23 protein-coding genes and 1 pseudogene are annotated in these 23,737 nt (G+C 63.1%); 13 read left to right on the top strand and 11 right to left on the bottom strand.

The features are described from left to right. The first annotated feature begins 80 nt into the window (after window positions 1-80). From ACR65N_RS14660 to ACR65N_RS14625, 8 genes are all read left to right on the top strand, one after another. Window positions 81-953: a carbohydrate ABC transporter permease gene (locus tag ACR65N_RS14660; protein ID WP_440457604.1), complete on the top strand. Its 873-nt coding sequence runs from the start codon at window positions 81-83 to the stop codon at window positions 951-953. A 9-nt stretch (window positions 954-962) separates the two neighbouring features. Beyond that, window positions 963-1,787: a carbohydrate ABC transporter permease gene (locus tag ACR65N_RS14655; RefSeq protein WP_440457603.1), complete on the top strand. Its 825-nt coding sequence runs from the start codon at window positions 963-965 to the stop codon at window positions 1,785-1,787. 13 nt (window positions 1,788-1,800) lie between these two features. After that, window positions 1,801-2,802, top strand: coding sequence for an ABC transporter ATP-binding protein (locus ACR65N_RS14650; protein WP_440457602.1), 1,002 nt, complete (start codon window positions 1,801-1,803; stop codon window positions 2,800-2,802). Window positions 2,803-2,847: 45 nt separating this feature from the next. Continuing rightward, window positions 2,848-3,624: an L-iditol 2-dehydrogenase gene (locus ACR65N_RS14645; RefSeq protein ID WP_440457601.1), complete on the top strand. Its 777-nt coding sequence runs from the start codon at window positions 2,848-2,850 to the stop codon at window positions 3,622-3,624. A gap of 61 nt (window positions 3,625-3,685) precedes the next feature. Beyond that, window positions 3,686-5,167 (top strand): mannitol dehydrogenase family protein, encoded by a 1,482-nt coding sequence (locus tag ACR65N_RS14640; protein WP_440457600.1) that lies wholly within the window; start codon window positions 3,686-3,688, stop codon window positions 5,165-5,167. Window positions 5,168-5,177: 10 nt separating this feature from the next. Further along, window positions 5,178-5,888, top strand: coding sequence for an HAD family hydrolase (locus tag ACR65N_RS14635; protein WP_440457599.1), 711 nt, complete (start codon window positions 5,178-5,180; stop codon window positions 5,886-5,888). Window positions 5,889-5,944: 56 nt separating this feature from the next. Beyond that, the gene (locus ACR65N_RS14630; RefSeq protein WP_440457598.1) at window positions 5,945-7,537 is read left to right on the top strand and encodes an FGGY-family carbohydrate kinase; all 1,593 of its coding nucleotides are present in this window, start codon (window positions 5,945-5,947) and stop codon (window positions 7,535-7,537) included. Between the two features lie 93 nt (window positions 7,538-7,630). Beyond that, window positions 7,631-8,377 (top strand): sulfate transporter family protein, encoded by a 747-nt coding sequence (locus ACR65N_RS14625; protein WP_440457597.1) that lies wholly within the window; start codon window positions 7,631-7,633, stop codon window positions 8,375-8,377. Here ACR65N_RS14625 and nth read toward each other — a convergent pair. Continuing rightward, complete coding sequence (gene nth / locus ACR65N_RS14620) at window positions 8,330-9,118, bottom strand: endonuclease III (RefSeq protein ID WP_440457596.1); 789 nt, start codon at window positions 9,116-9,118, stop codon at window positions 8,330-8,332. The genes ACR65N_RS14625 and nth overlap by 48 nt on opposite strands. Before the next feature lie 24 nt (window positions 9,119-9,142). Between nth and ACR65N_RS14615 the strand changes: the two genes are divergently transcribed. The 3 genes and pseudogenes from ACR65N_RS14615 to ACR65N_RS14605 all read left to right on the top strand — a co-directional run. Next, window positions 9,143-9,637: a DUF2244 domain-containing protein gene (locus ACR65N_RS14615; protein ID WP_440457595.1), complete on the top strand. Its 495-nt coding sequence runs from the start codon at window positions 9,143-9,145 to the stop codon at window positions 9,635-9,637. A gap of 95 nt (window positions 9,638-9,732) precedes the next feature. Beyond that, complete coding sequence (locus tag ACR65N_RS14610) at window positions 9,733-10,617, top strand: methylated-DNA--[protein]-cysteine S-methyltransferase (RefSeq protein WP_440457594.1); 885 nt, start codon at window positions 9,733-9,735, stop codon at window positions 10,615-10,617. A 59-nt stretch (window positions 10,618-10,676) separates the two neighbouring features. After that, window positions 10,677-10,817: pseudogene (locus ACR65N_RS14605) on the top strand (ribbon-helix-helix domain-containing protein); the annotation flags it as partial. Window positions 10,818-10,843: 26 nt separating this feature from the next. On the opposite strand, the gene ACR65N_RS14600 reads toward ACR65N_RS14605, so the two are convergent. The 3 genes from ACR65N_RS14600 to ACR65N_RS14590 all read right to left on the bottom strand — a co-directional run bounded on the left by ACR65N_RS14600 (window position 10,844) and on the right by ACR65N_RS14590 (window position 12,491). After that, a complete protein-coding gene (locus ACR65N_RS14600) occupies window positions 10,844-11,122 on the bottom strand; it encodes a BrnA antitoxin family protein (protein ID WP_440457593.1) in 279 nt (92 codons plus the stop codon). Further along, on the bottom strand, window positions 11,106-11,408 hold the full coding sequence (locus ACR65N_RS14595) for a BrnT family toxin (RefSeq protein ID WP_440457592.1): 303 nt from the start codon (window positions 11,406-11,408) through the stop codon (window positions 11,106-11,108). Before ACR65N_RS14595 ends, ACR65N_RS14600 begins: the two co-directional genes overlap by 17 nt. A 105-nt stretch (window positions 11,409-11,513) precedes the next feature. Continuing rightward, window positions 11,514-12,491, bottom strand: coding sequence for a sugar-binding transcriptional regulator (locus ACR65N_RS14590; protein WP_440457591.1), 978 nt, complete (start codon window positions 12,489-12,491; stop codon window positions 11,514-11,516). Window positions 12,492-12,666: 175 nt separating this feature from the next. On the opposite strand from ACR65N_RS14590, the gene tal reads away from it, so the two are divergent. Continuing rightward, window positions 12,667-13,626 (top strand): transaldolase, encoded by a 960-nt coding sequence (tal, locus tag ACR65N_RS14585; protein ID WP_430304654.1) that lies wholly within the window; start codon window positions 12,667-12,669, stop codon window positions 13,624-13,626. Window positions 13,627-13,853: 227 nt separating this feature from the next. Here tal and ACR65N_RS14580 read toward each other — a convergent pair whose 3' ends face one another. From ACR65N_RS14580 to ACR65N_RS14565, 4 genes are read right to left on the bottom strand one after another with little or no spacing between them, the layout of a single operon-like run. Then, a complete protein-coding gene (locus ACR65N_RS14580) occupies window positions 13,854-14,696 on the bottom strand; it encodes a metal ABC transporter permease (RefSeq protein ID WP_440457590.1) in 843 nt (280 codons plus the stop codon). Then, a complete protein-coding gene (locus tag ACR65N_RS14575) occupies window positions 14,693-15,553 on the bottom strand; it encodes a metal ABC transporter permease (protein WP_440457589.1) in 861 nt (286 codons plus the stop codon). Before ACR65N_RS14575 ends, ACR65N_RS14580 begins: the two co-directional genes overlap by 4 nt. Beyond that, on the bottom strand, window positions 15,534-16,466 hold the full coding sequence (locus tag ACR65N_RS14570; RefSeq protein WP_440457588.1) for a manganese/iron ABC transporter ATP-binding protein: 933 nt from the start codon (window positions 16,464-16,466) through the stop codon (window positions 15,534-15,536). The genes ACR65N_RS14575 and ACR65N_RS14570 overlap by 20 nt, the downstream gene beginning before the upstream one ends. Then, window positions 16,463-17,353, bottom strand: a complete 891-nt coding sequence (locus ACR65N_RS14565) for a metal ABC transporter substrate-binding protein (RefSeq protein ID WP_440457587.1) — start codon at window positions 17,351-17,353, stop codon at window positions 16,463-16,465. The genes ACR65N_RS14570 and ACR65N_RS14565 overlap by 4 nt, the downstream gene beginning before the upstream one ends. A 248-nt stretch (window positions 17,354-17,601) precedes the next feature. On the opposite strand from ACR65N_RS14565, the gene ACR65N_RS14560 reads away from it, so the two are divergent. Beyond that, window positions 17,602-18,612, top strand: a complete 1,011-nt coding sequence (locus ACR65N_RS14560; RefSeq protein ID WP_440457586.1) for a hypothetical protein — start codon at window positions 17,602-17,604, stop codon at window positions 18,610-18,612. A 94-nt stretch (window positions 18,613-18,706) separates the two neighbouring features. Here ACR65N_RS14560 and lysS read toward each other — a convergent pair whose 3' ends face one another. The 3 genes from lysS to ACR65N_RS14545 all read right to left on the bottom strand — a co-directional run bounded on the left by lysS (window position 18,707) and on the right by ACR65N_RS14545 (window position 23,668). Then, the gene (gene lysS, locus ACR65N_RS14555; RefSeq protein ID WP_440457585.1) at window positions 18,707-20,203 is read right to left on the bottom strand and encodes a lysine--tRNA ligase; all 1,497 of its coding nucleotides are present in this window, start codon (window positions 20,201-20,203) and stop codon (window positions 18,707-18,709) included. Window positions 20,204-20,292: 89 nt separating this feature from the next. After that, window positions 20,293-21,750 (bottom strand): glutamate--tRNA ligase, encoded by a 1,458-nt coding sequence (gltX, locus tag ACR65N_RS14550; RefSeq protein ID WP_430304645.1) that lies wholly within the window; start codon window positions 21,748-21,750, stop codon window positions 20,293-20,295. Window positions 21,751-21,895: 145 nt separating this feature from the next. After that, complete coding sequence (locus ACR65N_RS14545) at window positions 21,896-23,668, bottom strand: SLC13 family permease (RefSeq protein ID WP_440457584.1); 1,773 nt, start codon at window positions 23,666-23,668, stop codon at window positions 21,896-21,898. Between the last annotated feature and the right edge of the window lie 69 nt (window positions 23,669-23,737).

The raw sequence follows: 23,737 nt of genomic DNA, 5'->3' as shown, positions 1-23,737 counted from the left end.
AATCCATAACAAGAAGATGCGACCATGCGAGCGCCTCCGCCGGGGCGGAACGCGTGGCCACTCAAGGGAGGGTCGCTCGAATGGCAACGCAAAATACCAAGACGTTGGCGCGGCTGATGATGGCCCCCTCCGTTATTGCGCTTCTCGTCTGGATGGTCGTGCCGCTGTCGATGACGCTGTACTACTCGTTCCAGAACTACAATCTGCTGACGCCGCAGAGCGTCAGCTTCGGTGGGTTCTTCAACTACCAGTATTTCTATACGGACCCGGCCTTCTTCCAGGCAATCTGGAACACGCTGGTGCTGGTTCTCGGCGTGCTGGCGATCACCGTCATCGGCGGCATCGCCATCGCGCTGCTGCTCGACCAGCCGATCTTCGGCCAGGGTATCGTGCGCATCCTGGTGATCTCGCCATTCTTCGTCATGCCGCCGGTTGCGGCACTGATCTGGAAGAACATGATCATGCATCCGAGTTACGGGGTGCTTGCGGACCTGGCGCGGTTCTTCGGGCTCCAGCCGATCGACTGGTTCGCCCAGTACCCGCTGTTTTCGGTGATCATCATCGTTGCCTGGCAGTGGCTGCCCTTTGCGACACTGATCCTTTTGACGGCGCTGCAGTCGCTTGACGGCGAGCAGAAGGAAGCCGCCGAAATGGACGGCGCCAACTTCGTCAACCGTTTCATCTATCTGACGCTTCCGCATCTTTCCCGCGCCATCACGGTCGTCATCCTCATCCAGACGATCTTCCTGCTCGGCATCTATGCGGAGATCCTGGTCACCACCAATGGCGGCCCGGGCTACGCATCGACCAACCTGACCTTCCTGATCTACCGCACCGCGCGTCTCGGCTATGACGTCGGGGGCGGTGCCGCAGGCGGCATCATCGCAGTCGTGCTCGCCAACTTCGTCGCCTTCTTCCTGATGCGCGCCGTCGGCAAGAACCTCGATCGATAGGAGACGAAGATGGCTCGCACAGTCACCACGCAAAGCAAGATCGCCTGGACCATCCTTGCCTGGATCGTCGCCCTGCTGATCTTCTTTCCGATCCTCTACGCCTTCATTACCAGCCTGAAGACCGAGACCGAGGCCATCGATGGTTTCAGCCTCATTCCGTCTGGCACGTTCGAGAACTACGTCACGGTTCAGACGCAGCGCGACTATCTGAAGCCGTTCATGAACTCTGTCATCCTGTCGCTCGGCTCGACCGTGCTTGCCCTGATCTTCGCCATCCCGGCGGCCTGGGCCATGGCGTTCGCACCGACCCGGCGGACCAAGGACGTGCTGATGTGGATGCTGTCGACCAAGATGATGCCGGCTGTTGCGGTGCTGCTGCCCATCTTCATCCTGTTCCGCAACTTCGGCCTGCTCGACACCCGCATCGGCCTGACGATCATGCTGACGCTGATCAACCTGCCGATCGTGGTGTGGATGCTCTACACATACTTCCGCGAAATTCCGGGCGAGATCCTGGAAGCGGCGCGCATGGACGGTGCCAACCTGTGGAAGGAAATCGTCTACGTGCTGACGCCGATGGCGGTTCCCGGCATCGCCTCGACGCTGCTCCTCAACATCATCCTTGCGTGGAACGAAGCGTTCTGGACGATCCAGCTGTCGACCACCAATGCGGCGCCGCTGACGGCCTTCATCGCCTCGTTCTCGTCACCGCAGGGCCTGTTCTGGGCAAAGCTATCGGCGGCCTCCACCATGGCAATCGCGCCGATCCTCATCCTCGGCTGGTTCAGCCAGAAGCAACTCGTTCGCGGCCTCACGTTTGGCGCGGTTAAATAAGGACACGGGTATCATGGGCAGCATTACCCTTCGCAACGTCTCCAAGCTGTTTGGGGAAGCGCAAGTCATCCCTTCGATCGATCTTGAGATTAACGACGGCGAATTCGTCGTCTTCGTCGGACCGTCCGGTTGCGGCAAGTCGACCCTGCTGCGGCTGATCGCCGGGCTGGAAGACGTCTCCGGCGGCCAGATCCTGATCGATGGCAAGGATGTCACCCAAAATGCACCGGCACAGCGCGGGCTGGCCATGGTGTTCCAGTCCTACGCGCTCTATCCGCACATGAGCGTGCGCAAGAACATCGCCTTCCCGCTGAAGATGGCGAAGATGGACCAGTCGGCGATCGACAAGAAGGTCGACGATGCGGCAAAGGTCCTGAACCTCACCGACTATCTGGAGCGTCGTCCCGGCCAGTTGTCGGGCGGCCAGCGCCAGCGCGTCGCGATCGGCCGTGCCATCGTCCGCGAGCCGAAGGCCTTCTTGTTCGACGAACCGCTGTCCAACCTCGACGCGGCGCTGCGCGGCACGATGCGCCTGGAAATCAGCGAGCTTCATCAGCATCTGAAGACGACGATGGTCTACGTGACCCACGACCAGGTCGAAGCGATGACCATGGCCGACAAGATCGTCGTGCTGAACCGCGGCAAGATCGAGCAGGTCGGATCGCCGCTCGATCTCTACAACAGCCCGGCCAACATCTTCGTCGCCGGCTTCATCGGCTCGCCGCGCATGAACCTCATCGACGGTGCCTATGCGCAGTCGAAGGGCGCCAAGACGGCCGGCATTCGTCCGGAGCACATCGGCATCTCGCGCGACAGCGGCCTCTGGACGGGCACGATCACGGTTGCCGAACATCTCGGCTCCGACACTTTCCTGCACATCAACAGCGAAGTGGGCACGCTCAACGTCCGCACCAATGGCGAGCTTGGTTACCACCACGGCGACAAGGTGTTCCTGACACCGGACGAGAGCAAGCTGCACCGCTTCGACGACAAGGGCCTGCGCATCCAGGCCTGAGAACATGGGCCTGGCAATCGGGGTCCGAGAATGAGGAATGAGACTGTGACTGGCAGACTTGAAGGTAAATCGGCAATCATCACCGGCTCGGCCCGCGGCATCGGTCGCGCGTTCGCCGAGGCCTATGTGCGCGAAGGCGCAACCGTTGCCATCGCCGACATCAATCTGGAGCGCGCGACGCAGACCGCGACCGAGATCGGCGAGATGGCCTATGCGGTTGAGCTCGACGTGACCCGCCAGGAATCGATCGACGCCGCAGTGCGTGCGGTCGAGGAGAAGACCGGCGGCGTCGATATCCTAATCAACAATGCCGCGCTGTTCGACCTGGCGCCGATCGTCGAGATCACCCGGCAGAGCTACGAGACGCTGTTCTCCATCAATGTCGCGGGCTCGCTGTTCATGCTGCAGGCCATAGCGAAGTCGATGATCGCCCGCGGCAAGGGCGGCAAGATCATCAACATGGCAAGTCAGGCCGGTCGTCGCGGTGAAGCGGTGGTGGGCGTCTACTGCGCCACGAAGGCTGCCATCATCTCGCTCACCCAGTCGGCCGGTCTCGATCTCATCAAGCACGGCATCAACGTCAACGCGATCGCGCCGGGCGTGGTCGATGGCGAGCACTGGGACGGCGTCGACGCAAAATTCGCCAAATACGAGAACCGGCCGCTCGGCGAGAAGAAGCGCCTGGTCGGCGAGGCCGTGCCGTTCGGCCGCATGGGCCGCGCAGAGGACCTGACAGGCATGGCCGTCTTCCTCGCCTCGAGCGATGCCGAGTACATCGTCGCGCAGACCTACAATGTCGACGGCGGCAACTGGATGAGCTGACCGCCCGGCATCGGGCGATCGCACCTTCCTTTTCAATTCGGGGACCCTCGAGGACCGCATCATGACTGTCACACTTTCTTCCGCAACGCTCCCAGAGGTCGCCAAGACGGCCGCCATTCCCTCCTACGATCCAGCGGGGCTGACGGCCGGCATCCTGCATTTCGGCGTCGGCAATTTTCACCGCGCCCACCAGGCGGTCTATCTGGACGATCTGTTCAACGAAGGTCTCGACCATGACTTCGCCATCCTCGGCGCCGGCGTGCTGCCGTCCGACCAGGCGATGCGCGACAAGCTGGCAGCGCAGAACTTTCTGACGACGGTGGTCGAGCAGGACAACAACAAGACGGCGGCCCGCGTGACCGCGCCGATGGTCGACATCCTGCCGGTCGGCGACACCCAGGCGATTGTTGCGGCGCTCGCGGATCCGAAGATCCGCATCGTCTCGATGACGATCACCGAAGGCGGCTATTTCGTCGATGCCTCCGGTCACTTCAACCCGAGCCATCCGGCGATCGTCGCTGACAGCCAGAACCCGACGGATCCGAAGACGGTGTTCGGGCTGATCATCGCCGGTCTCAAGGCGCGGCGCGAGAAGGGCATGGCACCGTTTACCGTCATGTCCTGCGACAACATTCCCGGCAACGGCCATGTGACGGAGAACACCGTGTGCGGCCTGGCGGAGCTTTCGGACCCCGCTTTTGCCGCCTGGATCAAGGCCAATGTTGCGTTTCCGAACTCGATGGTCGACCGGATCACGCCGGCGACCGGGCAGCGCGAGGTCGACATCCTGAAGAATGACTTCGACATCGTCGACAACTGGCCGGTGTTCTGCGAAGAGTTCAAGCAGTGGGTGATGGAAGACAATTTCCCGGCCGGCCGTCCGGCGCTGGAAAAGGTCGGCGTCCAGTTCGTCCAGGACGTGGCGCCCTACGAGCTGATGAAGATCCGCATCCTCAACGGCGGTCATGCGACGATCGCCTATCCGGCAGCGCTCCTCGACATCCACTTCGTGCACGAGGCGATGGAGCATCCACTGATCCGCGCCTTCCTCGCCAAGCTGGAGCGCGAGGAGATCATTCCGATCGTGCCGCCGGTCCCCGACACCAGCCTTCAAGACTATTACCAGTTGATCGAGCGTCGCTTCCTCAATCCGAAGATCGGCGATACCATTCCGCGCCTGGCGCAGGACGGTTCCAACCGGCAGCCGAAGTTCATTCTGCCGTCGACCGCCGACCGACTGGCGCGCAGCGAGGACGTCGTCGGCCTGGCGCTCGTCTCGGCGCTCTGGTGCCGTTATTTCGCCGGCACCACCGACAGCGGTCAGCCGATCGTCTTCAACGATGCGAGCGCCGACAAACTGCATGCAGCGGCGCTTGAGGCCAAGGACGATCCGATGGCCTTCCTCGCCTTCGACGAGATTTTCGGACTCGTATCGGGCTCGCAGCATTTCCGTCAGCGGTTTTCCCATGCTCTGGCCACGCTGTGGAGAGAAGGCACGGCAAAGACGCTGCAGCTGTATCTCGACGACCGGCTCGTCGGCTGAGGCTTGCGCCATGGACCGGAGCGGCACTCCTCTGGTGATCTTCGACTGCGACGGCGTGCTGGTGGATAGCGAACCGCTATCCATCCGCGTCCTCATCGATGCGGTGAGGGCTCATGGCGGCGAGCTGGACGAGGCGGAGGCGTATCACCGCTTCCTCGGCCGCAGCCTGGCGACCATGGTCACGGTGCTGGATGAGGATTTCGGCATCAAGGCCGACAGCGACTTTCTGGGCAAGATGCGCCACGATCTCTACGACCGCTTCAGGCACGGCCTGCAAGCGATCGAGGGCATTGCCGATGCGCTTGATCTACTCGACTGGCCGCATTGCGTCGCATCGTCCAGCCAGCCGGAGCGAATCCGCCTATCGCTGGGACTGACCGGACTCATCGACTATTTCGAGCCGCATATCTTCAGCGCCACGATGGTCGAGAACGGCAAGCCTGCGCCGGACCTCTTCCTGCATGCGGCGCGGGAAATGGGTATGCAGCCACAGGATTGCATCGTCATTGAGGACAGCCCGGCCGGCATCCTGGCTGCCAAGCGCGCCGGCATGACGGTGTTTGCGTTCACCGGCGGCTCGCACGCCGACCGTGACGAATATCGCGCGGAGATCGCAGCACTTTCTCCGGATGTCGTATTTGACGCGATGAGCGATTTGATCCACCTTGCCGAACAGCATAGACAGAGCAAGGGCGGTTTACCCGCGCGGCCGGCGCCGTGAGCCGGCCCGGTTTGGCCGACAATAAAAGCTTGGCAAGGGACGGGAATCGGACAGACATGCGGGACCACCTCGTCGCGGTCGACGTCGGCACGACCAGCGCCCGCGCCGGCATATTCGACCGGCAGGGACAGCTCCTGGGCAAGGCGCGGCACCCGATCCGCATGCGGCGCGGCGCCGATCAGCACGCCGAACACAGTTCCGAGGACATCTGGCGGGCGACCTGCCTTTCTGTTCGCGAAGCCCTCCATCAATCAGGCCTTCAGGCTGACAGGATCGCCGCCATCGGCTTCGACGCAACCTGCTCGCTGGTGGTTCGCGACACGGCGGGCAAGCCGCTCTCGGTGTCGGTGGAAGACGAAGGTTCCGACGCAGACGGCTGGGACACGATCGTCTGGCTCGACCACCGCGCCATCCCCCAGGCGGACCGGCTGAATGCCGGGGGCCACCCGGTGCTGGCCTCGTCGGGCGGCTCGCTGTCGCCGGAAATGCAGATCCCCAAGATCATGTGGCTGAAGGAGAACCTTCCGCAGCGATGGGCGAAGACCGGCTTCCTGTTCGATCTTGCCGATTTCCTCACCTGGCGGGCGAGCGGTTCGCCATCCCGGTCGCGCTGTACGCTGACCGCTAAGTGGACCTACTCCGCCAGGACCGAAGAGGGTTGGAACCACGATTTCCTGGCGACCGCCGGTCTTGACGATGCGCTGGAGCGCGGAAGCCTGCCGACCTCGACGCTTGCCGTCGGATCTTCCGTCGGCGCACTGTCCCCGGAGGCTGCCGCCGAACTCGGTCTCGATACGGGATGTGTGGTTGCCGCCGGTCTGATCGACGCCTATGCGGGGGCGCTGGGCGTGCTGGGGGCTTCCGCCGGCAGTCCCGAACTCGAGCGAAACCTGGCGCTGATCGGCGGGACGTCTAGCTGCGTGGTCGCCTTCACCCGCCGGGCGCTGCCCGGCCACAGCCTGTGGGGACCTTATTACGAGGCCGTCTTCGGCGACCATTTTCTGGTCGAAGGCAGCCAGTCAGCAACCGGCGCGCTGCTGGACCACATGGTGCGGATGCACGCAGCCGGTGGCGAGCCGGACACCGAGCTTCATCGCCGCATCGTGTCGCGGATTGCCGAGCTGCGCGAACGCGAGGGCGTGCGGTTGGGAGAGGGGCTGCACATCCTGCCCGACTTCCACGGCAACCGCTCGCCGCTTGCCGATCCCCGCGCCACCGGCGTCATCAGCGGCCTGACGCTGGACACCTCCTTCGACGGTCTCTGCAGGCTCTACTGGCGCACCTGCGTGTCGCTGGTGCTCGGGGTCCGGCATATCCTCGAGACGATGGAGACCTACGGCTACCGGATCGAGACGCTGCACCTGGCCGGCGGACATGTGCACAATCCGCTGCTGGTGGAGCTGTGCGCCGACGTCACGGGTCGCGTCGTGCGGGTGCCGGATGCCGGCGATGCGGTGCTGCTGGGCACGGCAATGGCGGCCGCCGTGGCAGGTGGGCTGCACGCCGATCTCGATGCGGCCGGCAATGCCATGGACCGCGGCGGTTCGCTGCATCGTCCGCGCCCCGACCTGCGCGATGCCTACGATCGCGACTATCGGCGCTTTCTCGCCATGCACCGCCACCGGGCGGAACTGGAAGCGATGGATTGAGACCGGCCTGAGCTCGCGCGGCCGCGCGCCGACTTGTGGCACGCCTCTGCATCCCCTACATCCAGCAAGCCATCATCGCATTCCGGAGCGCCCATGATCATCGACGCTGCACGTCTCTCCCTCATCAACCTGTTTGCCGCGGAGACGAGGTCGGTCTTCTGGAAGATGCTGGGGCTCACCTTGCTGGTGCTGGTCGGCTTGTGGTTTACGCTGAGGGGCGTCTTCATCGCCTATCTATGGCCCTATGCTGCGGATCTCCTGCCGGCGGTTCCCGACTGGGCCGGATGGCTGACCTTCATTTTCGCGATCCTGGCTGGCATCGGCCTTGCACTTGCACTGGCACTGCTGATCGCGCCGGTGACGGCGCTCATCGCCGGCCTGTTTCTCGACGATGTGGCAGAGGTGGTGGAGAAGCGCGATTACCCGTCTGATCCTGCCGGTGTCGCCATGCCGATCGGCCGGGCGCTGATCGAATCCCTGCAGTTTCTGGGAGTGGTCATTCTCGGCAACATCATAGCGCTGCTGCTGCTGCTGGTGCCCGGCGTCAATCTCATCGCCTTCTTCGTCGTCAACGGCTACCTGCTCGGTCGCGAATTCTTCGAGTTCGCGGCGATGCGGTTCCGGCCGCCCCAGGAGGCAAAGCTGTTTCGTCAGAAGCACAAGGGGACGGTGTTCCTGGCCGGGCTGCTGATCGCCGGTTTCCTCGCCATCCCGTTCGTCAACCTGCTGACGCCGCTGTTTGCGGCGGGGTTGATGGTGCACCTGCACAAGGCGATCAGCCGGCGCGATACATCATTCGCCCTTAGGCAAGGCGTCCGCCCCAACCATCTGCGCGGGTAGTTCATCCAGAGGCACCGGCACGTCATTGGTCTTTGCCGGATAGCGGCAGAGGTCAGCCATGATGCAGTGCTCGCATTCGGGACGCCGTGCCTTGCAGGTGTAGCGTCCGTGCAGGATCAGCCAGTGATGAGCGTGGAACAGGTACTGCTTTGGAATGACGCGCAGCAGATTGTCTTCGACCTGATCCGGCGTCGTGCCGGGCGCCAGCTTCAGGCGGTTCGCCAGCCGGAAGACATGCGTATCGACCGCCAGGGTCGGGATGCCGAAGGCCATCGACATCACCACATTGGCCGTCTTGCGGCCGACGCCCGGCAGCCGCATCAGCTCCGCGCGCGTGCTTGGCACCTCGCTTGCGAATTCATCGATCAGCATCCGACAGAGCGCGATGACGTTCTTTGCCTTGTTGCGGTAGAGGCCGATCGTCTTGATATGGTCGATGACGCCCTGTTCGCCCAGCGCCAGCATCTTTTCCGGCGTGTCGGCGATGGCAAACAGCGCCCGCGTCGCGCGGTTGACGCCGACATCCGTCGCTTGCGCAGACAGCGCTACCGCAACGACCAGGGTGAACGGATTGACGTGTTCCAGCTCGCCCTTCGGCTCCGGTCGTTGCACCGAAAAACGGCGGAAGATCTCCTCGATTTCGACCTTGTTGTAGGCCGTGCGCGCATGCCTGCGACCTCTCGCCGCTCCGTTTGACTTTTGCGCCGTTTGCATGTGGGATTGGATCTTCGGAGTTGCCATATTGTTTCTATGACAAGCCACAGGATGGAAGGCAACGTGGGGATGATCGACGAACCACCGGTTTTTGCCGCCGAACTGACGCCGCACCGGTCGCTGGGGCGGCGCGGTTTCCGTGTCATGCTGGCGCTAAGCGGCGGCATCTGCCTGATCTACGGCATCTTCTTCCTGGCGACCGGCGCCTGGCCGATCAGCTTCTTCTTCGGTCTCGATTTCCTGCTGCTCTGGGGTGCATTCTGGCTCAACTTCCGGTCCGGCCGCGCCCGCGAGGAGGTCACGGTGTCCCGCACCAATGTCTCGATCCGCAAAGTGTCGCCGGCCGGCCGGGTGGAAGAACACCGCTTCAACCCGTTCTGGGCGCGCTTCCGGGTGCGCCGTCACCACGAATTCGGCATCACCTCCATGCATGTGACGGGCGAGGGGCGGCTGACGGATGTCGGCGCCTTTCTTAACCCGGACGACCGCGAGAGTTTTGCCAAGGCGTTTCGCGGTGCGCTGGCGACGGTCAAGCAGCGGATCTGAGGGGCTGGCACCGGGCGGCTGGGACGCATGCAAGAATCGGGTGGCATCTGCGGTCTGCTCATGGTGAACTCGTGCTCATCAAGAGGATCCATGCCATGAACGCCTTTTCACCCGCACCCCCCACGGCCAGCGACATCACGCCCGAGGGCGCCGATTACGCCGTGGTCAAGCAGGTGATCGAGCTGATCACGCTGGACTACCGCGAGCAGCCGTCGCTCGAGCGGATCGCCGGCGAAATCGGCCACTCGCCGACGCAGCTGCAGAAAGTGTTCACCCGCTGGGCCGGGCTATCGCCAAAAGCCTTCCTGCAGGACGTAACGCTCGACCATGCCAAGCGCCTGCTGGGCAGGGACCAACTGCCGCTGCTGGAAACCTCCTACGAGGTCGGTCTCTCAGGCCCGGGTCGGCTGCACGACCTGTTCGTCACCCACGAGGCGATGAGCCCCGGCGAGTGGAAGGCGAAGGGCGGCGGGCTGACGATGCGCTACGGATTTCATCCGTCGCCCTTCGGTCTGGCGCTGGTGATGGTGACGGATCGCGGTCTTGCCGGGCTTGCGTTCGCTGACGACGAAGGCGGGCGGGATGCCTGCTTCCAGGATATGGCAAAGCGCTGGCCGAATGCTGACTATGTCGCGGATCAGCAGGCGACAGCACCATATATCGGGCGTGTGTTCGATGCCGGACGCTGGGCGGCGGAAGAGCCGCTGCGGGTGGTGCTGATCGGGTCGGATTTTCAGGTGCGCGTCTGGCAGAGCCTCCTCAAGATCCCGTTCGGCAAGGCCGTCACCTATTCCGACGTAGCCCGTGACATCGGCCAGCCGACCGCCAGCCGTGCGGTAGGCGCCGCCATCGGCCGCAACCCGATCTCGTTCGTCGTGCCCTGCCATCGGGCGCTCGGGAAGAGCGGCGCGCTTACCGGCTACCACTGGGGCCTCACCCGCAAACGGGCGATCCTCGGCTGGGAGGCGGGGAAGGTGTGAGAAGCTTCTTTCATAGGTACTGGCAAATATACCATTGGTGTAGCGTCTCCCCATCAATGATGAGGAGGCGCTTTTGCCGACCGGGATGTCATCCTGACGAACATCATCACCAGGTCATCGCTCGCCTCGTGAGTTCTAGGCGGTACCGCAACGCCTGCGAGGTCTTGCGCGAAGGCCTCCGGCTGATCGAGCAACGCGAGCAGCAAACCTCCACGGGGCCGCGATGCTATCGCTTGGTGCCGGACGTGCTGATCTTCTCCGCAAGCCAGATCTTGATCAACGACTGGTATGGAACGTCACGCTTGCCGGCGGCAACCTTGATCTGTTCCAGCAGGGAATTTGGAAGCCGCAATGAGATGGAGGTGGAGGATGGTTTCAGGTTCGGCAATCGCACCTTCGCCGCCTTGCTCCAGTCCAAGTGATCGGCGGAGTCGTGCTGTTCCCAATATACCCGCTCCTCGGCTTCCGTGCTGAACTGCGGCACGGGGTCAGGCTTCGTGCTCATAATAGCTCCGCTCCTTCCGGCTCATATCCCGGGCTGAAATTACCCGGATCTTCGTTTCGTCTGTCCGAAGCGTGAAGGTGAGATGCAGCAACCTTCCGCCATCGGTGCGGCCGAGCGCGTGGATGCGCCGCTCGCTGGAACTATGCCTGGTATCGGGTATCATCAGCAGAGGTTCGTTGAAAAACACCTGCTCGGCTTCATTCTGGCTGACATCGTGCTTATCGGCATTCTTGCGGGCATTGCCTTCATCCCACTCAAATCCGACGATCCGTTCCCAGTCGATCATCTTTGCATATTGCCATAATATACACCCGGTTCAAGACGGAGCGGAAGAAGCAGCCAAGAAACGGGCTGGGGTGTAGTCGCTGAGATCAGCGGAGGCATCCTCCGATCACGTCGCCATCTCCACCAGTCGTCTTGCGGCCGCCTCGTCGGTGATCAGCGTGTTGCAGCCGATGCGGCGGATCGTGGCGCGGATGGCCTCGGCGCGGTGGGCGCCGCCGGAAGACAGGACGATGTGCTTTGCCTTCTTCAGCGTGTCGAGGTCGACCGACATCACCCGCTCGTTGATCGGATGATCGATGGTGCGGCCCTCTGCATCGAGGAAATTGAACATCGTGTCGCAGACGCAGCCGGCATCGACCAGTTCGCGCAGCGTCGCATGGCTGATGAAGCCCTCCGACAGGGAGGTCGAGTGCGGGCCGATATCGCCACAGGAGACGATCGCCAGGTCGAGGTTCTCGGCGAGGTCGTAAATGGCCTTCAGGCCGCACTGTTCGATCAGTGCCCGCTTGGTGGCGACCGAGTCGACCAGCAGGGGCGCGAGGAACATGTAGCATTCGGCGCCCAACTGGCTTGCTAGACGCCAGGTATAGTCGATCGGGTTCGTCTGGTGGACCGCGACGATGCCGCCGAGCAGCGAGACGACCTTGCAGTTTTCGCGACGCGGCGGACGGAAGCCGGCAAGCGATGCCGTCATCGTGCGGCCCCAGCCGACGCCGATCGTCGTGTTGTCGCTGACCACCTCGGTCAGAAACTGCCCGAGTGCCAGGCCGACGGCCTTGGCTATGGAGGCGGCATCCTGCTTCTCCGGTGCCGGAACCACCAGCGCCTCGTCCAGGCCGTAAAGCTTCTCCAGCTTGACGGCGAGCTCGACACAGTCGTCGATGCCCTCGCTGATCCAGATCTGCACCTCTGCTCGTTTGACGGCTTCGTCGAGCATGCGGATGACGGTTGAGCGGCTGATGCCCAAGCGTTCCGCCACGTCCTTCTGGGTCATTCCCTGGTTGTAGTAGAGCCATGCCGCCCGCAACCGCAGAGAGGCGGCTTCGGAATAGGCAACATGGGTTTCACGCTTGAGCTTGGCCACGGGGAACCGGCCGTCCTTCCTTCGGTTTCAAGGATGGACTATCCGGCATCTGGAACAAATGTCAAATCCATTGCACAAATGTGCCTTGACTTTCCGGCTGTGCGGAGCAGATATGAAGGCAACGGAGGATCGGCCAGATTCTCGCGTCGCGAATTCAAAAGCGAAGGAAATCCGGATGGCGTCCAAACTTGAACAACTGCGTTCCATGACCACGGTCGTCGCCGATACCGGCGATATCGAGGCCGTCACGCGTCTGAAGCCGGTGGATTGCACCACCAATCCGACGATCGTTCTGAAAGCGCTCGGCACGCCGGCCTTTGCCGATCAGATCAAGGAAGCGATCGCCTGGGGCAAGAAGCAGGGCGGCAGCAGCGAAGCTGTGATCACGGCAGTGGCCGACCGCCTGGCGATTGACGTCGGTGCTGGTCTGGCGAAGATCGTGCCAGGCCGCGTGTCGACGGAAGTCGATGCCGACCTCTCCTTCGACACGCAGGCATCGATCGCCAAGGCGCACGGCATCATCGCCGCCTACAAGGAGCGCGGCATCGAACGCGAGCGCGTCCTGATCAAGCTTGCCTCCACCTGGGAAGGCATTAAGGCCGCCGAAGTGCTGCAGACGGAAGGCATCGACTGCAACCTGACGCTGCTGTTCTCCAAGGCCCAGGCCATTGCCTGCGCCGATGCCAAGGTGTTCCTGATCTCTCCCTTCGTCGGCCGTATCCTCGACTGGTACAAGAAGTTCACCGGCGAAGAGTACACATCCGAAACCGATCCGGGCGTCGTCTCGGTGCGGCAGATCTACAATTACTACAAGGCGAACGGCATCGAGACGATCGTCATGGGCGCCTCGTTCCGCAATGCAGGTGAAATCGAAGCACTGGCCGGCTGCGACCGGTTGACCATCAGCCCGGCGCTGCTCGACGAGCTGGACAAGGCCGAGGGCACGCTGGAGCGCAAGCTTTCGCCGGACAACATCACCGAGGATGCCTTCCAGCCGATCGACGAGAAGTCCTTCCGTTGGATGCTGAACGAGGACCAGATGGCGACGGAAAAGCTGTCGGATGGCATCCGGATGTTTGCCAAGGATCTCGTCAGCCTGCGCGAGATGGTGAAGAAGGAACTGGCGGCCGCCTGATCGACCTCTCAGGTCTCCGTCGAAAGAAGGCCCGCCACCCGGCGGGCCTTCTTTTTTGAGCGCGGCCGATGTCGCCTCCCGTCAGTCAGGTAGTCTGTGGTGATCAGGTACATGACGAGAGCGACCTGCAGGGCCGAATGTCGGTGTCGAATTCGCCGCGGATGTCGCGTCCGCCAGAGGCGGCCGTCGCGGATCCCGCAGATCGGTCCGCGCAAGGCGAGTTCCCGCTACGCCGGGTCAAGCCGCGGTTCGGTCTTCAGCGTCGTGCGGATGAAGGTCGCAATGAATGTCGCGGTCATCAGCAGCACGATGGTCGGTGCCGGCGCGCTGTCGATGAAGAAGCTTAGATAGATGCCGAGGAACGAACAGCCCAGCGCCACGCTGATCGCCGTCAGCAGCATAGTGTGGAAACGGCGCGTCAGCAGGAAAGCGATGGCGCCGGGTGCCACGAGGATGGCGACCGAGAGGATGATGCCGACGGCCGTCAGCGCCCCGACGACGGTCAGCGACAGGACCGCCAGCAGCCCGTAATGCAGGAGGCGCACCGGCAGGCCGATGGCGCGGGCATGCTGCGCGTCGAAGGCGTGCACCAGCAGATCCTTGCGCAGGATCCCGAGGAAGAGCACGGAGGCGAGCGCGATCAGCCCGGTTTCGAGGATATCCGACGGAGCGATGCCGAGCATGTCACCGAACAGGATGTGGTCGAGATGCACGTCGCTCTGCACGGCAACGAACATCACCAGCCCGAGCCCGAACATGCCGGAAAAGACGATGCCGAGCACCGTGTCTTCCTTGATGCGGCTGTTTTCCTTGAGGTAGCCGGCGGCCAGCGAACAGGTCAGTCCCGCAGCGAAGGCGCCGAGCGACAGCGGCAGGGATACCATGTAGGCGAGAACCACGCCGGGAAGAATGGCGTGCGAGACCGCGTCGCCCATCAGCGACCAGCCTTTGAGAACCAGGAAGCACGACAGCATCGCCATCGGCACGGCGATCATCATGGTGACGAGGAAGGCGTACTGCATGAACGGCAGCTGGAACGGCAGGATGGCGAGTTGAAGGGTCTCGCTCATGCGGCCTGCTCCACTGCCAGAGCCCGGCGGCGCCGGGCGGCGATCAGTCCGTGCTTCGGAGCGAACACGAAGGCTATGAGGAAGATCAGCGTCTGCAGGACGACGATGATGCCGCCGGTCGCGCCGTTGAGGAAATAGCTTGCATAGGCGCCGAAAAAGCTGGTTCCAGCACCGATGCAGGCGGCCATCACCACCAACCGCTGGAAGCGGTCGGTGAGCAGGTAGGCCGTGGCGCCGGGCGTCACCACCATGGCGACCACCAGGAAGGCGCCGACCGTCTGCAGCGCGGCGACTGTGGAGGCGGCCAGCAGCGTGAAGAACAGCACGCGCAGGAGGTCCGGGCGAAGACCGATGGTGCGGGCATGGTTCTCGTCGAAGAAGGCGACCATCAGGTCCTTCCACTTCAACGCAAGCACCGCAAGACTGATGCCGCCGATCAGCACCAGTTGCAGCGTGTCCTCCGGCGTGATTGCCAGGATATTGCCCAGCACGATGGTCTGGATGTTGACCGAGGTCGGCGACAGCGAGACCATGAATAGCCCAAGCCCGAAGAAGGACGTGAAGATGAGGCCGATGATGGCGTCTTCCTTCAGCTTGGTGCGCTGGTTGAGGAACAGCATGGCGCCTGCCGCAAGGCCGCCGGACAGGAAGGCGCCCAGCGCGAAGGGAAGCCCCAGCATGTAGGCGCCGGCAACGCCTGGAACGATGGCATGCGAGAGGGCGTCGCCGATCAGAGACCAGCCCTTGAGCATCAGATAGGCCGACAGGAAGCCGCAGACGCCGCCGACCAGGGCGCTGACCCAGATGGCATTCAGCATGTAGCCGTAGGTGAAAGGCTCAAGAAGCGTCTGGAACATCGACAACCTCTTTCGCCTTCGGAGCTTCTCCGGCCTTGCCCGTCGCCGTGAGCGTCGTGCGGGTGCCGTTCCCATAGGTGACGTAGGGGCGTTCGTCGTCGCTGATCACCCGCACATGCCGCACGTCTTCATCGTCGTGCAGATCGCGTCCACCAAGGACGAAATGACGGAGTACGCCGCCGAAGGCCTTTTCCAGATTGGCTTCGTTGAAGGTATCTTCGGTTCTGCCATGGGCGATGACGGTTTCCTTGACGAACACCGTGTGGTCGCAGAAGTCCGGAACGCTGCCGAGATTGTGGGTGGAAACGAGCATCACCCGCCCTTCATCGCGCAGCGATCCGAGCAGCGCAACGATCTGCTCTTCGGTGGTCACGTCGACGCCGGTAAAAGGCTCGTCGAGAAGGATCACCTGTCCTTCCTGGGCCAGCGCCCGGGCGAGGAACACGCGCTTTCGCTGGCCGCCGGACAGTTCGCCGATCTGCCGCTTGCGGAAGGCTTCCATGTTCACCCGGTGCAGCGCTTCGGTGACCTTCTCCTGGTCGTGGCGCGACGGGATGCGCAGGAAGTTCATATGGCCGTAGCGGCCCATCATCACCACGTCCTCGACAAGCACCGGAAAGTTCCAGTCGACCTCTTCCGCCTGCGGCACATAGGCGACCAGATTCTGCTTCAGTGCCTGGCGCGACGGTATGCCGAGGATCTCGACGCTGCCGCCGGACAAGGGAACGAAGCCCATGATAGCCTTGAAGAGCGTCGACTTGCCGGCGCCGTTGACGCCGACCAGCGCCGTGATCGTGCCGCGCGGAATGGTGAAGCTCGCATGCCGCAGGGCCGTATGGCCGTTGCGATAGGAGACGGTGACATCCTCGACCGCCAGGCCGGCTGATTTCGATCGGCTCTTGCCCATCATCATTGCGACAGTCCCTTCACGATGGTGCCGGTCGTCACGCTCAAGAGGTCAAGATAGGTCGGCACCGGGCCGTCCGGATCGCTCAGGCTGTCGACGTAGAGAACGCCGCCATATTGGGCGCCGGTCTCCCGAGCGACCTGCTTTGCCGGATCGGCCGACACCGTGCTCTCGGAAAAGATCACGCCGATGCGGTTGGCGCGGATGGCATCGATCACGCCTTTCACCTGTTGCGGCGTGCCCTGGCTGTCGGCATTCACGGGCCAGAGGTAAAGCTCCTTCAGGCCGAAGTCGCGGGCGAGGTAGGAGAAGGCGCCCTCGCTGGTCACCAGCCACCGCCGATCCTCAGGCAGGGCTGCCAGCGCATCACGCATCGGCGAGACGGCGGCGCGGATCTTGTCGGAATAGGCCTTGGCATTGGCGGCATAGGCATCTGCGTGCTGCGGATCGACCATCGCCAGCCCCTTACGGATGTTCTCGACGTAGATCAGCGCGTTTTCCGGAGACATCCAGGCATGCGGGTTGGGCCGTCCCTGATAGGCGCCGCCGGCGATCGCCATCGGCTCGACTCCGTCGGAAATCGTGATGCTCGGCACATCGCCGAGATTGGCGAGAAACTTGTCGAACCACTGCTCGAGATTGAGCCCGTTGCGCAACACGAGGTTGGCGTTGCGACCGCGCAGGATGTCCCTTGGCGTCGGCTGGTAATTATGGATTTCGGCACCGGCCTTGGTGATGCTTTCAACCTCCGCCGTATCGCCCGCGACGTTCTTCGCCATGTCGGCAAGGATCGTGAAGGTGGTGACCACCTTGGGCTTTTCAGCGGCCAGCGCTCCGATCGGAGCAAGGCCGAAGGCGGCTGCGACTGTTATTGCCAGGAGATGCACGAACACGGGATCTACCTTCTATTGCAACTCATTTGCATTTAACCTAGTCGCTCGCCGGCACTTGTCAACGCTATTGCAAATCAGTCGCAATAATTCGGCATCTGATGCACGCGAAAGACGCGTCGAAAATAAGATGCCTAGTGCGGGTAGAATTTTTCCATGGATTAAAGCTTCCTCAAAGATTGCCCGGCAACAGTGGCTGACGCGAGATGTTGAGTTGCGTTGAGGGGGTTGCGCATGCCGGAGGTCCGGGCGTGAAGCGCGTTAGGTTACGGCTGTCACGAACCCTCTTTGCGATAATTGGCGGCTTCGTCCTGATCGGCGGGAGCGGGGCAGCAGCTCTGTTCGTCGTCGGAGATAATCTTCTCGGACCCTCGTACCAATCGGTGAACGGGCTGGAATGCACGACGCTGCAGCTCGTCAAGATCAAGCGCGACCAGCACTACTGGGTGCGGAAATATGTCTTTACCGATGGTGGAGACGGGATTTCGCGCCTGAAGACAGCCTTGCGCGTCGCCCGATCGGTGGAAGCCTCGGAGAAGGCGGATCTCGTTCAGGTAACGGTGCTCGACAAGGCCGGACCCACGCAGCGCGCCAGCATGCGCGGACGCGCAATCGGCGCACAGGTCGTCTACATTCCCGATGCAACCCGGGCGCCGGATCTCTCGGACGTGAAATATTCAGCATTTTACGTCGAGGGAGAGCCGACGAAGAGCGGTGACTTCTATGGCCAGCGCATCGACCCGACGCTGGAGAGCGTCGAAAAGATTGCCGCGTCGCTGACGGACGGCGCCGACTGTCTCTCGCCGATCATTCCGGGTGAGGCGCACGGCAGTTCGACTGCCGGGGCACAGGGCGGAAAGCCGGATGCCGCGATTGGCGGCCACGCCGAGCCCGCGCATGCTGAGGCTGCCGATCATGGTGCAGCAACGGTCGAGCACGGCGATCAGCCGGCGGACAATGCCGGTCACGCCAACGAGCCTGCCGAGGATAAGAACGGCGATGCGGCAGATAGCGGCCTCATCAGCTACCTGAAGGGAATGATCTTCGGCCCGGCACCGACAGGCAGTCAGGGTGGGCACGACGGAAACGAGGGGCAACTCGGCGCGGTCGTCATGGCAGATCCAGCTGATCCAGCCGCTCCCCCGCCGGAGCCCGACCGTGCGGAAGGCGATGCGCCGCATCACGACGGGATCGATCCGATCAAGGTCGCGGTGCCGAAGGAGCCTCCGTCCGAGCACAAGCCGGAGCAAGGTGCGCCGTAGCTCGCGCTTCGCTGTCTTTTCTCGCTCGTACGCACGAACGAAAAACGGCCCGCCGCAAGGCAGGCCGTTGATCGGTGATCGGGGGTCGAATGTGTTAGTCGACCTTGTTGCGGCGCGCCGGAAACAGGATGATGTCGCGGATCGAGGGCGAGTTGGTCAGCAGCATGATCAGCCGGTCGACGCCGATACCGAGACCGCCGGCGGGCGGCATGCCCTGGTCGATCGCGTCGAGGAACTCGTCGTCCAGCTGCTTGTCCTTTTCGCCGCGCGCATGCGCCTGCTCGAGCTGTTCCACCATGCGGCGGCGCTGTTCTTCCGGATCATTGAGCTCGGAAAAGGCATTGCCCACTTCCCAGGCATTGCAATAGGTCTCGAAGCGTTCAACGAGGCGCGGTTCGCCCGGCACTTCCTTGGCGAACGGCGAGATGTCCTTCGGAAAATGCGTCACGTGGCTCGGCTGGATCAGCGTGCCCTCGACCTTCTCCTCGAAGATGAACGCCAGGCACTCGCCCCAGGTCCAGTCCTTCTCGACCGCGAAGCCGGCAGCCTTGGCGGCGGTGCGGGCTTCATCGTCGGTCTTCATGGCGAGGAAATCGATGCCGGTCACCTCTTTGACGGCGTCGGGCATAGGAACCCGCTTGAACGGTCCCTTGAAGGAGATCTGCTTGTCGGCGAACGTCACGTCGGTGGTGCCGTGGATGGACACTGCCAGCTGCTCGAACAGGCGCTCGACCAGCGCCATGATGTCCTCGTAGTCGGCATAGGCCCAGTAGCACTCCATCATGGTGAACTCTGGATTATGCCGCGTCGACACGCCTTCGTTGCGGAAGTTGCGGTTGATCTCGAACACCTTGTCGGAAAGGCCTGAGACCAGCGTGCGCTTGAGGAACAGCTCCGGCGCGATGCGCAGGTACATGTCCATCTTCAGCGTGTTGTGGAAGGTCTTGAACGGATCGGCGGTCGCGCCACCGTAGACGGTCTGCAGCATGGGCGTCTCGACTTCGAGGAAGCCCTCGGCCTCCATGAAGCGGCGGATGCCGGAAACGATCCGCGAGCGCTGCTGGAAGCGCAGCTTGCTCTCTTCGTTGGTCATGATGTCCAGGTGGCGCTTGCGATAGCGGATCTCGACATCCGTGACGCCGTGCCACTTTTCCGGCATCGGCAGCAGCGCCTTGGTCAGCATGGTGATCTCTTGCGCATTGATCGTCAGCTCGCCGCGCTTGGTACGGCGCACCACGCCGGTCACGCCGATGATGTCGCCGAGGTCGATCATCGGCAGCATGTCGCGTGCGGCTTCCGGCGTCGTGTCCTTGTGGCTGAAGATCTGGATCTTGCCCGAGGCGTCGCGGATATCCATGAACATGCCGGAATTGCGCGAGGAATAGACGCGGCCGGCAACGGTGACGACATCTGTCGTCTCGACGTCCGGCTCCAGGCCTTCATACTTCTCGGCAAGCTCGGCATTCGTCATGCTGCGGTGGAAATGCGCCGGATAGACATCACCGATCTTCTCGCGCAGCAGGGCAAGCTTCTGGCGGCGCACTTCGGTGGCGTCGGAGGAGAGGGCGGTTTCGGTCTTCTGTTCGGTCATTTTTTTATCTCGCCTACTTCGGGCATGGAATACACGGCGGTGCCGCGGGCTCTACCCCCACAAGGGGAGGGGACCCGTCGCATATGCCGCTACTTTTCGGCGCCCACCATCGAGGCCACCACCGTCGCGGCGGTCTTCAGGCGCTGGCGCACGACCGAGCGGCCGAGCAGCGCCATGCTGTCGAACAGCGGCAGCGAACGCTGGCTGCCCGACATGGCGACGAACAGCGGCGGCGTGACGACGCGCAGCTTCTTGCCAAGCTTGTCGGCCACAGCCCGCAGTTCCTGGTCGATGCTTTCGACCGTCCATTCCGGCATCTTCTCGAAGTCGGCCTGGACAGTGTTGAGGATCTCCAGCGTTTCAGCCGGCGTGGTCTTCATTCCGGAGAACGACGCAGGTGTCAGTCCGACGTCGCCAGCCAGCAGGAAGCCGGTGAGGTTCGGCAGGTCGCCGAGCTTCGAGACGCGGCTCTGAGCAAGCTTCAGGCCTTCGGTCAGGCGGCTGTTCTCCATGGCCCAGGCGAGCGTGCGGGCGGTGAATTCCTCCGGCGACAGCTTTTCGCGCAGCCAGCGGCCGTTCAGCCAGTCGAGCTTCTGGATGTCGAAGATGGCGCCGGCCTTGGAGAGGGCTTCCGGGTCGAACTTCGCCGTCAGTTCATCCATCGTCAGCAGCTCTTCGCCCTCGGCGATCTGCACGAAGAACAGGCCGAGGAAGTTCATCAGCGCTTCCGGCAGATAGCCAAGCGCCGAGTAGTAGGAGATCGACGTCGGGTTCTTGCGCTTCGACAGCTTCGACTTGTCGGCGTTGCGCATCAGCGAGAGGTGCATGAACTTCGGCTCGTCCCACTCGAAGTAGCGATAGAGCAGTATGTGCTTGGGCACCGATGCCAGCCACTCCTCACCGCGGGCGACGTGGGTGATCTTCATCAGATGGTCGTCGATGACATTGGCCATGTGATAGGTCGGCATGCCGTCGCCCTTGATGAGGACCTGCATGTCGACTGAATCCCACGGAATGGACACGTCGCCGTAGACACCGTCGTTGAAGTCGCAGGATCCCTCGGTCGGGATCTTCATGCGGATGACCGAGCTCTCGCCGGCTGCCATCTTCGAGGTGACTTCCTCGGCCGTCAGGTTGAGGCAGTGGCCATCGTATTTCGGCGGCTTGCCGGCAGCACGCTGGGCCTCGCGCATCTGCTCAAGCCGCTCGGGGCTGCAGAAGCAGCGGAAGGCGTGACGCTTGTCCAGCAGCTGCTGCGCGTAGGGCTGGTACATGTCCTTCCGGTCGGACTGGCGGTAGGGACCATAGGGGCCGCCGACGTCCGGGCCTTCCGCCCAGGTCAGGCCGGTCCAGCGCAGCGCCTCGAGCACCTTGTCCTCGAACTCCCGCGTCGAGCGCGTCGCGTCCGTATCCTCGATGCGCAGGATGAATTCTCCGCCATGCTTCTTGGCGAAGAGATAGTTGAAAAGCGCGATATAGGCGGTGCCGACATGCGGTTCGCCGGTCGGAGAGGGTGCGATGCGGACGCGGACGCCGGAAGTGTTCATGGGTGCCTGCTCGAACTGGAAAAGCGCCATCAGGGGCGCTGGCTTCAATCTCGGGATTGGCTGGCCTTAGGACATATTCAGCCGAAAGCGTCAAGGTTTTTGCAGGATTGCGGCAGCCGGCGCGGCCGCGATCCGCGGTGCGAGGCTAGCGGACCGGCCAGAACCACATCAGCGTCGGGACGCTGACGATGACGATCAGGAAGGACAGTGGCAGGCCGAGGCGCGGGTAGTCGGAGAACTTGTAGCCGCCTGGCCCCATCACCAGCGTGTTGCACTGGTGGCCGACAGGGGTCAGGAAGTCGGAGCCGGCGCCGATCGCCACCGCCATCAGGAATGCCTCCGGCCGGAATCCGAGCGTCGTTGCAAAGCTCACGGCGATCGGTCCCATCACCAGTACGGTCGCCGCATTGTTGAGGAACGGCGTGACGGCCATGGCGGTCACCATGATCAGGCCAAGGGCGCCGTAGGCGGGAAGGCTGTGAGCGACCTGTCCCAGCCACTGGGCGATCAGTTCGCTGCCGCCGCTGGTGCGCAGAGAGTCCGATACCGGGATCAGCGCGCCGAGCATCACCAGGATGGGGCCGTCAACCGCCTTATAGATGTCGTTGAGCGGCACGGCGCCGGCAATCGCCATTCCCAGTGCTGCGGCGAAGAAGGCCACGGCGACGGGCGTATAGCCGAATGCCGTGAGGATCATCGCGAGCGCCAGGATGCTGATCGGGATCAGTGCCTTTCGCTTGGTGCCGAGAAGGACTTCCTGCTGGGCAAGCGGCAGCAGCGCCAGATCCTGGAGCACGACCGGCAGCGTCTGACGGCCCCCCTGCAGAACGATCACGTCGCCTTCCTGAAGAACCACGTCGTGCAGCCGCTGACGCAGGCGCTCGCCGCGCCGGCTGACTGCCAGCAGGTTGACGCCGCGGGTATAGGGCAGGGCGAGGTCTTTCGCCGACCGGCCGGCCAGGCCCGAATGTCGCGAGATCACCGCTTCGATCGACAGCAGATCCTGCTGCGGCAGTCCGTTTTCGCGCAGCGGCTTGCCGGACAGCTGCAGTTTAGCCGAGGAGATCACCGTGTCGAGGACGGCCGAACGGCCTTCCAGCACGACGGAATCCTCTTCCCGCAGCGTCAGGTCCGGGAACGGCGACATGCGCGTCGCCCCACGCAGCACGGCGGTGGCGACGACCTCGCCTTCACCGAATTTCAGAAGCTCGCTGAGTGGCCGCCCGACCACCACCGACTGCGCCGTAACGGTGGCTTCGGAGGCGTAGTTGGAGATCTCCGTCGCCTCCTCGATCGAGCCGACCTGCTTGCGGCGCTCGGGCACCAGCCAATAGAAGAAGACGAGGAAAATGATGCCGACGATGGTGAGGACGCCACCCACCGGCGTGAAGTCGAACATCGTGAACGGCGTGCCGGTCATCTCGCCGCGCAGGCGTGACACGACGATGTTGGGAGAGGTGCCGATCTGCGTCATCAGGCCGCCGAGCAGGGCGGAGAACGACATCGGCATCAGGTAACGCGACGGCGACACACCGGCGCGGCGCGAAAACTGGAAGGCGACCGGCATCATGATCGCCAGCGCGCCGATGTTCTTGATGAAGGCCGACAGGAGGGCGACGACGATCATCAGCATGATGATCTGCGTCCGGACGGTCTTCAGGTTGGGGAAGAACTTCTTGATCGCGACGTCGACGATGCCGGAACGGGCAACCCCGGCCGACACCACCAGCGCACTGCCGACGATGATGACGATGTCATCGGAGAAGCCTGAAAACGCATGGTCGACAGGAACGACGCCGAGCGCCACGGCGACCACTAGGGCGCTGCAGGCAACGACGTCGTAGCGGAAGCGGTCCCATATGAAGACGGCCATCATGCCGCCGATCACGGCGAACGCGAGTATCTGTTGGGTGGTCATGCCGCTCCGGGGGGAGGGGCGGCGATAGACGCCGCCGGGGAGGAATTCGTGGCACCTAAATACAATGGC

The organism is Rhizobium sp. SAFR-030 (assembly GCF_059415005.1).
The sequence above is the reverse complement of the archived record's forward strand: the minus strand, read 5'-3'. Positions and strand labels throughout refer to the sequence as shown.

Excerpts from the sequence above, each read along its gene's own strand:
- ACR65N_RS14660 (WP_440457604.1), top strand. The coding sequence starts at position 81 with ATGGCAACGCAAAATACCAAGACGTTGGCGCGGCTGATGATGGCCCCC.
- ACR65N_RS14655 (WP_440457603.1), top strand. The coding sequence starts at position 963 with ATGGCTCGCACAGTCACCACGCAAAGCAAGATCGCCTGGACCATCCTT.
- ACR65N_RS14650 (WP_440457602.1), top strand. The coding sequence starts at position 1,801 with ATGGGCAGCATTACCCTTCGCAACGTCTCCAAGCTGTTTGGGGAAGCG.
- ACR65N_RS14640 (WP_440457600.1), top strand. The coding sequence starts at position 3,686 with ATGACTGTCACACTTTCTTCCGCAACGCTCCCAGAGGTCGCCAAGACG.
- ACR65N_RS14635 (WP_440457599.1), top strand. The coding sequence starts at position 5,178 with ATGGACCGGAGCGGCACTCCTCTGGTGATCTTCGACTGCGACGGCGTG.
- ACR65N_RS14630 (WP_440457598.1), top strand. The coding sequence starts at position 5,945 with ATGCGGGACCACCTCGTCGCGGTCGACGTCGGCACGACCAGCGCCCGC.
- ACR65N_RS14625 (WP_440457597.1), top strand. The coding sequence starts at position 7,631 with ATGATCATCGACGCTGCACGTCTCTCCCTCATCAACCTGTTTGCCGCG.
- nth (WP_440457596.1), bottom strand. The coding sequence starts at position 9,118 with ATGGCAACTCCGAAGATCCAATCCCACATGCAAACGGCGCAAAAGTCA.
- ACR65N_RS14615 (WP_440457595.1), top strand. The coding sequence starts at position 9,143 with ATGGAAGGCAACGTGGGGATGATCGACGAACCACCGGTTTTTGCCGCC.
- ACR65N_RS14610 (WP_440457594.1), top strand. The coding sequence starts at position 9,733 with ATGAACGCCTTTTCACCCGCACCCCCCACGGCCAGCGACATCACGCCC.
- ACR65N_RS14600 (WP_440457593.1), bottom strand. The coding sequence starts at position 11,122 with ATGAGCACGAAGCCTGACCCCGTGCCGCAGTTCAGCACGGAAGCCGAG.
- ACR65N_RS14595 (WP_440457592.1), bottom strand. The coding sequence starts at position 11,408 with ATGATCGACTGGGAACGGATCGTCGGATTTGAGTGGGATGAAGGCAAT.
- tal (WP_430304654.1), top strand. The coding sequence starts at position 12,667 with ATGGCGTCCAAACTTGAACAACTGCGTTCCATGACCACGGTCGTCGCC.
- ACR65N_RS14580 (WP_440457590.1), bottom strand. The coding sequence starts at position 14,696 with ATGAGCGAGACCCTTCAACTCGCCATCCTGCCGTTCCAGCTGCCGTTC.
- ACR65N_RS14575 (WP_440457589.1), bottom strand. The coding sequence starts at position 15,553 with ATGTTCCAGACGCTTCTTGAGCCTTTCACCTACGGCTACATGCTGAAT.
- ACR65N_RS14570 (WP_440457588.1), bottom strand. The coding sequence starts at position 16,466 with ATGATGATGGGCAAGAGCCGATCGAAATCAGCCGGCCTGGCGGTCGAG.
- lysS (WP_440457585.1), bottom strand. The coding sequence starts at position 20,203 with ATGACCGAACAGAAGACCGAAACCGCCCTCTCCTCCGACGCCACCGAA.
- gltX (WP_430304645.1), bottom strand. The coding sequence starts at position 21,750 with ATGAACACTTCCGGCGTCCGCGTCCGCATCGCACCCTCTCCGACCGGC.
- ACR65N_RS14545 (WP_440457584.1), bottom strand. The coding sequence starts at position 23,668 with ATGACCACCCAACAGATACTCGCGTTCGCCGTGATCGGCGGCATGATG.